The 9,930-nt window shown below is 59.6% G+C and carries 11 protein-coding genes, 1 tRNA gene and 2 pseudogenes; 10 read left to right on the top strand and 4 right to left on the bottom strand.

The features are described from left to right. Nucleotides 1-90: 90 nt before the first annotated feature. From GGR33_RS25045 to GGR33_RS25035, 3 genes are all read right to left on the bottom strand, one after another. Nucleotides 91-891, bottom strand: coding sequence for an AlbA family DNA-binding domain-containing protein (locus GGR33_RS25045; protein ID WP_183513584.1), 801 nt, complete (start codon nt 889-891; stop codon nt 91-93). A gap of 83 nt (nt 892-974) precedes the next feature. Further along, on the bottom strand, nt 975-1,331 hold the full coding sequence (locus GGR33_RS25040) for a hypothetical protein (RefSeq protein WP_183513578.1): 357 nt from the start codon (nt 1,329-1,331) through the stop codon (nt 975-977). A 39-nt stretch (nt 1,332-1,370) separates the two neighbouring features. Further along, nucleotides 1,371-2,642, bottom strand: a complete 1,272-nt coding sequence (locus GGR33_RS25035) for a tyrosine-type recombinase/integrase (RefSeq protein WP_183513574.1) — start codon at nt 2,640-2,642, stop codon at nt 1,371-1,373. Between the two features lie 126 nt (nt 2,643-2,768). Here GGR33_RS25035 and GGR33_RS25030 point away from each other — a divergent pair. The 4 genes from GGR33_RS25030 to GGR33_RS25015 all read left to right on the top strand — a co-directional run bounded on the left by GGR33_RS25030 (nt 2,769) and on the right by GGR33_RS25015 (nt 4,508). Beyond that, nucleotides 2,769-2,829: transfer RNA gene (locus tag GGR33_RS25030), tRNA-OTHER, on the top strand. Nucleotides 2,830-3,095: 266 nt separating this feature from the next. Next, entirely contained in the window at nt 3,096-3,524 is a 429-nt protein-coding gene (locus GGR33_RS25025; protein ID WP_183513569.1) for a hypothetical protein, read from the top strand. A gap of 1 nt (nt 3,525) precedes the next feature. After that, nucleotides 3,526-3,942, top strand: a complete 417-nt coding sequence (locus GGR33_RS25020) for an ASCH domain-containing protein (protein ID WP_183513563.1) — start codon at nt 3,526-3,528, stop codon at nt 3,940-3,942. Continuing rightward, the gene (locus GGR33_RS25015; RefSeq protein ID WP_183513553.1) at nt 3,939-4,508 is read left to right on the top strand and encodes a DUF1643 domain-containing protein; all 570 of its coding nucleotides are present in this window, start codon (nt 3,939-3,941) and stop codon (nt 4,506-4,508) included. The genes GGR33_RS25020 and GGR33_RS25015 overlap by 4 nt, the downstream gene beginning before the upstream one ends. Nucleotides 4,509-5,222: 714 nt before the next feature. On the opposite strand, the pseudogene GGR33_RS25010 reads toward GGR33_RS25015, so the two are convergent. Next, nucleotides 5,223-5,348: pseudogene (locus GGR33_RS25010) on the bottom strand (IS5/IS1182 family transposase); the annotation flags it as partial. Nucleotides 5,349-5,415: 67 nt separating this feature from the next. On the opposite strand from GGR33_RS25010, the gene GGR33_RS25005 reads away from it, so the two are divergent. From GGR33_RS25005 to GGR33_RS24980, 6 genes and pseudogenes are all read left to right on the top strand, one after another. Beyond that, on the top strand, nt 5,416-6,714 hold the full coding sequence (locus tag GGR33_RS25005; protein ID WP_183513549.1) for a glycosyltransferase: 1,299 nt from the start codon (nt 5,416-5,418) through the stop codon (nt 6,712-6,714). Then, the gene (locus tag GGR33_RS26490; RefSeq protein ID WP_183513544.1) at nt 6,711-7,907 is read left to right on the top strand and encodes a formyltransferase family protein; all 1,197 of its coding nucleotides are present in this window, start codon (nt 6,711-6,713) and stop codon (nt 7,905-7,907) included. The genes GGR33_RS25005 and GGR33_RS26490 overlap by 4 nt, the downstream gene beginning before the upstream one ends. Nucleotides 7,908-8,261: 354 nt before the next feature. Further along, nucleotides 8,262-8,432 carry a transposase gene (locus GGR33_RS24995; protein ID WP_183513538.1) on the top strand — a complete coding sequence of 57 codons (171 nt, stop codon included), beginning with the start codon at nt 8,262-8,264 and terminating at the stop codon, nt 8,430-8,432. A gap of 60 nt (nt 8,433-8,492) precedes the next feature. Further along, nucleotides 8,493-8,693, top strand: coding sequence for a hypothetical protein (locus GGR33_RS24990; RefSeq protein ID WP_183513533.1), 201 nt, complete (start codon nt 8,493-8,495; stop codon nt 8,691-8,693). Next, entirely contained in the window at nt 8,690-9,046 is a 357-nt protein-coding gene (gene tnpB, locus GGR33_RS24985) for an IS66 family insertion sequence element accessory protein TnpB (RefSeq protein ID WP_183513528.1), read from the top strand. The genes GGR33_RS24990 and tnpB overlap by 4 nt, the downstream gene beginning before the upstream one ends. A gap of 68 nt (nt 9,047-9,114) precedes the next feature. After that, nucleotides 9,115-9,617, top strand: a pseudogene (locus GGR33_RS24980) (transposase domain-containing protein); the annotation flags it as partial. Between the last annotated feature and the right edge of the window lie 313 nt (nt 9,618-9,930).

The following is a 9,930-nucleotide window of genomic DNA, read 5'->3' as shown; positions in this document are numbered from 1 at the left end:
CTCAGGCTTGTGCCGCTTCGTTCCCATATGTCCGTCCTCGTCCTGGCTCGAAAGCCATACCTCAAGGCGGACCACTCCTGTGGGGGACGATCACTCTCGCGACGGATAACCGCCACTCCAACGCTGACCGTCAGCGCTGATCTCGATAGATGCGCCGCCCCACCACAGATCGCGGCGGGATGTCAGGTCCGGTATGTTAAGAGGCAACAGCGGTGTCGCTGTGGCTCGAAACAGAATTGGGCCGCAATTGCCTTCGGCGCTTGCTGACGTCTCGTCCCAAAGGCGTTGCGCGGCTGCGCGGCGCTCTTGGAAAAGGGCCTCGATCCTATCCCCCGTCCTGGCAAGTTCGAGGGTGAGATCCTTGATTTCGCGCACATCCATCTTCGCCGCCTTCTCGCCGCGTCGAACGTAGAACTCTCGCGTTGTTCGAAGTCGGTGGGGCCCAGATAGCGATTTGCCGACCCGAATGAGCACGTAGCCTGCGCCATCTTCCGCTGGGACCGCTTGGGTGATCACTGAAGGCAAGCGCGGCTCAATCACGTCCTCGGTTGCATCTAGAAGCCTGCGCGCCAAGCCTTCGCAGTTGGGGAGTGCTTCGAGGCGTTCAGCGTGTCTGGGCTCGGCCTTCGTCTCATGCAATCCGAGCACGAGCGTACCGCCCTCGGCGTTCGCAAATGCGACGATCTCAGCCAGGATCTCGTCCCGCGCCAGTTCGCCGACGCGATCGCCCTTCACGATCCAGCGATCAGCGGTCTCCGGCTGTCCCTTAGTCGCTTTGAAAGGGAGGGCGCCCTTAAACTCCAGTTCGCCGGTTTCGCGTGCTTCCGCCTCGATTAAGGCTTGCAGGTCGGCAACCGTGACGGCTTCGAGTGGCTTTCGGAGAATCGACATCGACAACCTTGGCTATGTCGCGACACTAGCTCGTTGTATCGGGCCAGGAAATGAATCGCGACGAAGCGCTGAGCCTCGACCGCTTACTGGATGAAAGGCCTAACCGGCCGCGTGATCTGAAGCGCTTCGACCGCCGACACGACTGAGGCGTCGGGATGCGCGTCGCAGAAAGCCCTAATCGATCCGATCACGAGATCGGCGTTGAGGCCGGAGAGATCGCGAAAGGATCGATCACGCGCCGTGGTGACGACGTTGACGCCGGACATGAAGCCCATGGCCCAGCCGAGGATTGCGGTTCTGCCTTGCGGCACTCCGACGAAAGCGTCGAACTCGGTGCACTTCGTCCAGCCGAAACCACCGACGTTGCCGCTCTGGCCATGCGCCGGCACCGCGGTAAGCACGGCAACCGAGCAGGCGAGAAGATAAAGCTTCGGGGTCATGGCGGTACGGTTGGACACAAATGCGCTGAAAGTTCGAGCCTACAGCGTTGCCACCGTCGAAGGAGGCAACGTCAAACTCGGCGCTGTCCGCCGGATCGTATCTGCCACGTAGCTGGGTGCGAGGTGAGCGTAGTGCTTCTCGGCCATTCGCGTGCCCGAGTGACCGAGCGCTTCGGCGACGACCATCAGGGGCGCGCCATTGCGGACCATTGCGCTAGCGTAGGAGTGCCGCAGTTCGTGCAGGGTGATGCTCTCCAGTTTTGCTCGTCCGAGCGCCTCCTTGAAGCCACGCTGGTACTGCGCGGGCTTCCAGGCCTCACCGTCCTCTCGAACCAGCAATGGCGATTTAGGCCCCCTCCCCGTTCCAAGGCGCTCGAATAGGCCGACGCCACCGGCAGTCAGCGGGATATGCCGGGCTCGGCCATTCTTGCTGCGCTCGACGAACACAGTCCCGTTGGTGCGGTCGAAGTCACGAACCGTCAGCTTCGAGAGCTCGCCGAAGCGGGCTCCTGTCATCAGGGCGGCGGCGACGAGATCCCGGAGCGGCCCTTCGGACGTATTGAGCAGCCGCTGCTGCTCGGCGGCGTCGAGGAAGCGGACCCGGACCGAGCCGGTATCTCGGAACGGCTTGAGCAAACGCCAGGCGCGATCGTTCTCAACGAGCTGATGCTGGTAGGCCCAATTGAGGGCGGCCTTCAGCAGCGTCAGCGTGCGGTTTGCCGTGTCTCGCCGCCGTCTCAGCGCTTCGGGATCCGTGACATCGACCGCGCGCGTGTTGCGCTTGGTTGCGAGCTTTCCCGTCCGCAGCAGCTTTGGCGCGTGCACCATGGCGTCGCGCCAGCGCCGCAGTTTGTCGAGCGTGAGGTCGGCCACGCGCAGATTGCCGAGCTTGGGCCGGACGTGGACCCGGGCTCGCGATTTGGCGTCATAGATCGCTTTCATGCCTTCGGCTTCGCGCGCTTCAAGGTACCGGTCGAGTGCATCGTTGACCGTCAGTGCTGGCTGCGCGTCCGGCGCCGACCGCAGCGATTTAACCCAAGCTCGAGCCGCATCCTTGGCCTGCTCGTGCGTCAGGATCTTCGAGCCGTCGGCCGTAGCAACGTCATCGGCCCTCCCCAGCATCAACTGGACGCGTTTGCCCTCCGGCGTCCGCGACGCGGCAAGCCATGAACCGCCCTGTCCTCTCGTGCCGCGCCCGCTGCGATACCCCAGCCGCACACCTGGACCGATCAGCTCCCACTCGGGCGCGTCGGATGACGGCAGCTCGGCCCGGCTTGCCCGGCTTTTGAACGCACTGGCTCTGCGGGCCATCGCCAGACCTTTTCGTTGTCGAAATCGTTGCCAACATTGCCACGAAACGCGATGGCACGCAATGAAACGCTATGGTACAAGTCATTGCGTTCTAATGAGTTTCAGACCGTGCCAGAGAGTGTCACTATGCTTCAAAAGTCGCCCTCTCACGGCGAAAACAGGGGTTCGATTCCCCTTGGGAGCGCCAGCAGCGCGAAATAACCCTACAAAATCAACGTTCAACGTCCGGTGGGACCCGCCAATCCGCTGGAAAGTGGGACCCGACACAGTCCGTTTTAGGCCCGCGATGGGCGATCAAATCGCGGCTTCAGCGGCTCTTCACATCCTACGATACCGGATGGGGTCCGCGTGACTCGATCATGGCCGCGAAGCACATCCTGTGGCTACTGGAAGAACGCCGCATTACCCTTCGCCTGATCCGCATCCCGACCGAGTTCTCGGCGGCGTGGCGCCATGAAACTTCCTGGCGGCAACGGTGAGGCCTGCGAACACCGGAGCATCAAGCGGGCTTGCCGTGAGTGGATGAGGGCAAGCGGCGCGCCCGACGCGGGCGAGGAGCAATGGACCGTTGCCGGCAAGGCTGATGTCTACAGCGTCGAGAAAGATTGGATCGTCGAGGTCGGCAACACCTCGGTCGGCAAGCTGCAGTCTGCGCTTCTCGACGAAGACGGCCCGCGGTTCATCTTGGTACCCTTTCAGGAACTCGAATGGAAGAACGGCAGGCCGCGGCGATTGCTAGCGGTCGAGTTCGATTGCGCCGAGAGCGTGCACGACGAGATCAGAGCCTCGCATTGGGCCGCGATGGAGCGCTGTGCCAGAGCGCTAGAACTCCACGACGATCGGTTCGAAGCCCCCGCTCGCTCCACAAGTACAGGAGAGTGAGATGGGACCGGTCAAAGCCCTTTCCGTCATGCAGCCTTGGACGTGGCTGCTCGCCAACCGGCACAAGCCAATCGAGAACCGAGATTGGCGCTGCCACTACCGAGGCCGCGTCCTGCTCCACGCGGGCAAGAAGGTCGACCGCGACGCCATGCGGGAACTGCGCGCGGGCTTCCATCCGGTGACGGGTGAACGACTCGAAATCGAGTTCCCGGACGAGTTCGAAACCGGCGGCATCGTCGGAGAGGCCGTCGTCGTGGATTGCGTCGACCGCTCCGACAGCTCGTGGTTCGTCGGCAAATTCGGCATCGTCATGCGAGATGCCAAGCCCCTCCCGTTCCGGCCGTGCAAGGGCGCCCTCGGCTTCTTCGTGCCCGAGTTCGCCCCCTCACCCCAAACCGCCCGCGAGGCAGGGCGATGAGGGGGCTCTTCGAATTGGATGCGCCTGCCGCGAAGGGGTCCGCGATCATCTCCGAGTGCGGCCTCTACCGCTACCGGCTTGAGAGGCGAACCAGCGTTGGACCGTGCGGTCGCGTCGCCGCGGTCATCATGGCCAACCCGAGCACAGCGGATGCGGACACGGATGACGCCACGATCCGCAAGGGGCTGGGTTTCGCCGAGCGGAACGACATCGGCCAGTTGATCGTCGGCAACAAGTTCGCGTTCCGCGCGACCGATATCAAGGCGTCACGGACGGCGCCTGATCCTGTCGGGCCAGAGAATGACCGGCACCTCGAAGCGATAATGCGCGAGGACGACTTCCATCTCGTCGCATGGGGGCCGCTGTCGAAGCTGCCGCCCAACCTGCGCACGCGGTGGCGAGCCGTCGCCCGTATCGCCGAGCGCGTCGGATGTCGGCTTCACGCCCTGGCAACGGCGCAATGCGGCCACCCAAAGCACCGGCTGATGCTCAGCTACCACTGCATGCCAGCGCCGTGGGTATCCGCCCCTCCCTTTCCTCTGAACGAGGAGGAGGCGCGGTGGTGAGCGAACGGACCCTCGAACAAGCCAAGGCAGACATCGTGGCGCGCGCGGCGCCGATCAGCGCGCCGAGCGCTTGATGCTCCGGCGAACCGGCGCCGTGTCCGAACCCGTCACCGGCACATCCCGGCGGCTGACAGAATGAGACGATGTGAAAAAGTTCGAAGCGATCTGCCCCTGTACGTTCGGCACGGACTGCGCCTGAGCGGCACCCGCGGCCATCAGGCTCGTGGCGACAGCGAAGAAAGCGATACGACCAGTCATTGGTGAAGTCTCGAACTCTGCCTCTCGCCGGCGGCAAATCGCCACAGCGTGGGCCTGTGTTAGTGCATATTGTAGACGAGATGACTGTTTATTGTGCGCATACGCATACAAAGCAGGCTTTGTCTGCATTTTGCGCGCCGCTCTCCTCTCCCTGCCCGATCCCGCATAACCTGCGGCATATCCGAGCCTAAAGAACCATCGTGGTATGTCGTCCTCCCCGCCATGGGCATTTGGGCAGGCGCTGCTTTTGTCGTCTATGTGATCGGATGGCGGGCTGATTGATGGTAGGAGGTCCTCATCGCTGAACCTCCAACCCGTCTCCGCACTACGATGTTCGTCGCGATCGCCAGCCTGATCGTCGGCGCAAGCGTGCTGCCGATGGTCTGAGTTACCACGCCGACGATCTGCAAAAGGCTGAGGGCGATCGAGACGTCCGAGAGTCCATCCGATATCTTTTGAGATGCGGGCGAGGCGTCGGACGAGGATCATGACGGCTGCGGCGTAGAGGAAGGCTTTGGCCGAGTCGAGGGTTGCCTCCGGATCCTTCCAGAGGCGGTGGTTGCGGCTGATCCAGGCGAAGAAAATTTTCATCCTCACCTTATAAGAGGACGAACGTGAACGCTTATGTTGACATGGCGCATTGTCGCTGATGATGGTCGGCGCCATGGCTTTGTCATCTCCAGACCTCGCTTTTTTCGGCTACGCATGGGGTGTTGGCGGATACCTCGACAGTTACATGCAGGAGACTGTCAACGCATATCTCGACCTCGGCTTAAATGTCGACGTGTACCTTGCGAACTATTTCTCCGCCGATGGAGCGACTTCAGGGTTTAAAGACGATTTTCTACTTGACCGTCTAGTACGCTACATCCGCGAGCGGGACTACATTGCCGCTATCTCTATAAACAATGCGCTTGTAATGGAGGATGTAGTCGAGGCTCTTGAGGGCCGTCTCACATCAATAATCGTTGATGATTTTAATCATCTCTTCTGTCACGAAGCTGATCGATTTGCTGCCTTTCGTTTACCTGCCCACTTCGCGCCCATAGGATCACAATTCGAGCGGGCTATTCTGTCTGCCATTCCAGATGCAGCGAACCGCGTGTGCTTTCTGACTCCTGCCACTGCGGGTATGCATGTTCGACGTAGCGAGATACCGTCGATTTATCCAATCTCGTGGATTGCGAGCATGACCACCGACGATTGGGCTGAAGGAATAATGCTCAGACTTTTGAGCGATCCCCGAGCGCATGAGATTGTTGGGATATGTCTTCTGGCCATCGAACAGACTGGCAATCTCACCAATATTCTACAGACTTTTGGGCACGCCATTCTTCCGGTTGTCAACAGTTTGGGCATTGAGATCCAAGTCTTCGAAATGCTGCTGCAGAACGTTCGCACATCGCGCGACCGAATGGAGGTTGTGCGACGGTTGTCTCCGCACGGGCTAGCGCTTTTCGGTAATTCAGCCTGGGCAAAGGGTATGTTGCTGAGCGATAACGTTTATAAATCTTTCAAGCCCGGAGCGCCGATTCGAACTCACCAAGATTTACTGAATATTTATAACTCGTCAAAACTTGCCATCAATCAACCGCAGGCTTCCATTACGGAATCGTTCCAATATAGATTATTGGACGTGATGTCATCTAATGCACTACTTGTGACGCGCCGAACGCCTGAACCGGATCTTTACCGCGTCTTCGGACCCGATTGCCCAGTTGTGATGTTTGATGATGCCGAAGATCTAGAGAAAGTTTGTATTTATTACCTCACACATGAGGATGAGCGAGCGGCTCGTGTGGCAGCCTGCAACAGCCTCGTGGGTGAGGAGTTCAGCTTCAGGAGCCGAGCGCTCGACTATCTTCGTTTGGCCGGCGTTAATTTCACGCAGCCCAACCTGCCATCGCGCGGGCGCATGCAACTACTTACCAATGAGATTTTCGCGTGACCTCTCTAGTGATTTGCGTTGCTGGAAAGCATGATCTTGCGGTTTCTGCTCTTCGTTACCTACTAGATCATTACCCTGATCATCAGATCTTATTTATTCCAAATGCCAAAGATGCGGGCGTTGATGATTGGCAGCCGTCACTTTTATGGCACGCTACTACCTGGGGAGTTCGCCGTACTACGCTCGAAGCAGTGTATAAAGAACCGAACTTACGGTTTTTTTCGCTCGAATTTGATAAAATTATACCGGTGAACCAATTTTCTAGTAGGTTTTTGTACAATATACACTTTTCGAAGCTTCCCAAGTATCGCGGAGTCTATACATCTGCGCATCCTATTTTAAATGGTGAAGTCAAAAGTGGCGTAACACTACATCTTATGGACCATGGGATCGATACGGGCGATATTATCGATATGTTAGAGGTCTCAATTGGTCCGGACGACACGGTCCGTGATCTTTATTGTAAAAATCTTGCTACGGCCAAAATACTGTTTTCAAAGAACGTGGATCGTCTCGTTGCGGGTGATTTCATTGCGACGAAACAGTCCTTAAACGGGGCTAGCTATTATTCTCTTAAATCAATCAGCTATTCTACAATAAAACTTGATCTCCGAAAGACCGCTTTCGAAATTCATAATCAGGTTCGTGCATTTGTCTTTCGCGAGTTCCAGCTTCCTCAATTTAACGGCTGGAGCATTTGTCGCAGTTTGATCACCAATCAGCGAAGCTCCTCCCGAGCGGGCCACGTTATTGAGGAAACTGATACCTATTTCCGCGTCGCTTCTATCGACAATGATGTTCTTCTCTTTAAGGATTATTATCCCCAACTTTGGTCTGCAGCGAAAATTGGCGATCTCAATTCGTTGGCGGTGACCTTGGACAAGGTCGACGACTTAGATTTGCGCAATGGTAACGGCTGGAATGCTTTAATGATTGCAGCCTATCACGGGCAGGTGCTGGTTATGCAGCGTTTGCTTGCGGCCGGAGCAGATCCCGACGCGGCCAATTACAAAGGCACCACGGTCCTTATGTATGCACTCAGCAGGTACGAACAAACCCAAGAATTTGCTGGCTTTGATCTAATTGCGTCAGCAGCTAAACGATTGAATGCAATTGATCATACAGGGCGGACTATCCGTGAATGGATTGTAGAGAAGTCGTTCCCTCATTTATTAGATAAGCTGTCGCCATGAGTGTAATATAATCTGGATGAAATTATCATATCGCTCGGATTGGGCTCTGAGCGGCTCAGATCAAATCGCTGCGCCCTGAGGTAGGACGCCTCGGTGATAGGCGGGAAAAAGCGCCCCGAGCCGAAGCCAGGAGCGCATGGGACGATCTGGGAAGAAAAAGGTCTGTCAGCGCGGTTGCCGGGTCATGAAGGCCTGCAGCATGGCCTCGCACGTCTCGGTCATCTCTTGGCGCACTGAGGAAACCATGTCGTCAATGCGCCGCTCGAAGGCAAGCGGTGTCTGAAGCCGCGCTTTCGATTGACGTGACGAGTTTGAATGCTGATGCCCATCGCCGTGGGGCGTGGGGATCGGCTCGTGTCTGGACTTGAGCGTAGCTTTGAGCCGAGGCGGCTGGAGGTCATCAACGGTGCGGGTGGGCGGCGTGTCTGGTCGGCCGACGCCAAGGCAGCGGTTCTTGAGGAGACGCTCCTGCCCGGCGCGGTCGTGTCGGTGGTAGCCCGCCGCCACGGGCTGACACCGCAGTAGGTGTTCGGCTGGCGCCGGGAGGCACGGCGCGCGCTGGAGGCTGAGCGGGCTTCCACATCGATGAGATTTGTCCCCGCGGTCGTCGCAAAGCTGACGCCCGATCCGCTCGCTGTGCCGGCACAACGGTGTCGACAAGCGCGCCGACGCGATCCGGCCGCTGGGATCGAGTTGGAGATCTCCGGCGTCGCGGTCCGCGTCGGACCGGGCGCGAGCGGGGCTCAGATTGCGGCGGTGATCCGGGCTCTGAAGGGTTCGGCATGATCGGGCCGTCCGGTACGGTGCGCGTGATGATGGCGACCCGTCCGTTGGACTTCCGCAAGGGCATGGATGGACTGGCCGCGCTAGTTCGAGATGCGATGAGAGCGGATCCGTTCTGCGGCACGATCTACGTGTTCCGCTCGAAGCGCGCAGACAGGGCCAAGCTTCTGTTCTGGGATGGCAGCGGAATGGTCCTCGCGGCCAAGCGTCTGGAAGACGGCAAGTTCTGTTGGCCGCGGATGGAGAACGGGGTCGTGCGTCTCACGGCGGCGCAACTCGCAGCCCTGCTCGAAGGGCTGGATTGGAGGCGGGTGCACGCTGTCGGCCAAGTCAGTATCCCGACGCTGGCAGGCTGAGCAAAAGGGCTCGTGGGCAAGTTCGATTACGGTGGTAAGGCACTAACAGATATGCTCTAATCTTCGTTGTGGCCGAGCCTGCTTCGCCCCCGCCCAACGATCCTGAGACGCTCAAGGCGCTGCTTGCCGAGGAGCGCGCCGAGAACGAGCGGCTGCGCCAGATCATCCTGGCGATGCAGCGCCACCGCTTCGGACGCCGCGCTGAGAGCTTGCCCGAAGACCAGCTCCTGCTCGGTCTAGAGGAGGCTGAGCAGGTTGAGGCAGAGTGCTTTGCTGCCGAGGAGATCGAACCGGCTGAGAAGGCCTCACGGATCGGCAAGCGCCGTACGAACCGCGGGGCGCTGCCGGCCCATCTGCTGCGGGTCGAGACCCTCGTCGACATCGACAGCACCTCCTGCCCGTGCTGCTCGGGCGCCCTGCACAAGATAGGCGAGGACGTGTCCGAGCGCCTCGATGTGGTGCCGGCCCAGATCCAGGTGCTGGTGATCCGCCGCCCGCCCTACGCTGCAGGGCCTGCGAGGACGCGTTTGTGCAGGCCTCGGCGCCGGCTCGGTTGATCGAGGGTGGCTTGCGACGATGAACGGGTAGAGCAACAGGGTCGGCGTCACCACGAGGTCCTGGTCCTTCGTCAGGTAGGCGAGGTCCTGGAGGCGCCCTGTGGCGCGCCGGGCATTGTCTCGGCCGGTCGCCTGGAAATCGCCCATGCCGCGGAAGTCCCAACCGTCGTTCGGGAGCTTGTTGCCGAGCCGACCGCCGTAGACCTTGTTCGCGAGCGACTGCGGGTTGCGGACGTAGGACTGAGCGGATGCCTCGGTGGGAAAGCGGCTCGGCCAGACCTGCCGGATGCGTGCGGCGGTGGAGTAGTTCAGGTTCTCCGACACCGG

Origin of the sequence: Methylobacterium brachythecii (assembly GCF_014196345.1) — a bacterium.
In the GTDB taxonomy this organism is placed as follows: Bacteria; Pseudomonadota; Alphaproteobacteria; order Rhizobiales; family Beijerinckiaceae; genus Methylobacterium; species Methylobacterium brachythecii.
Note: the sequence above shows the minus strand (reverse complement) of the source record. Positions and strands in the feature narration are given on the sequence as shown.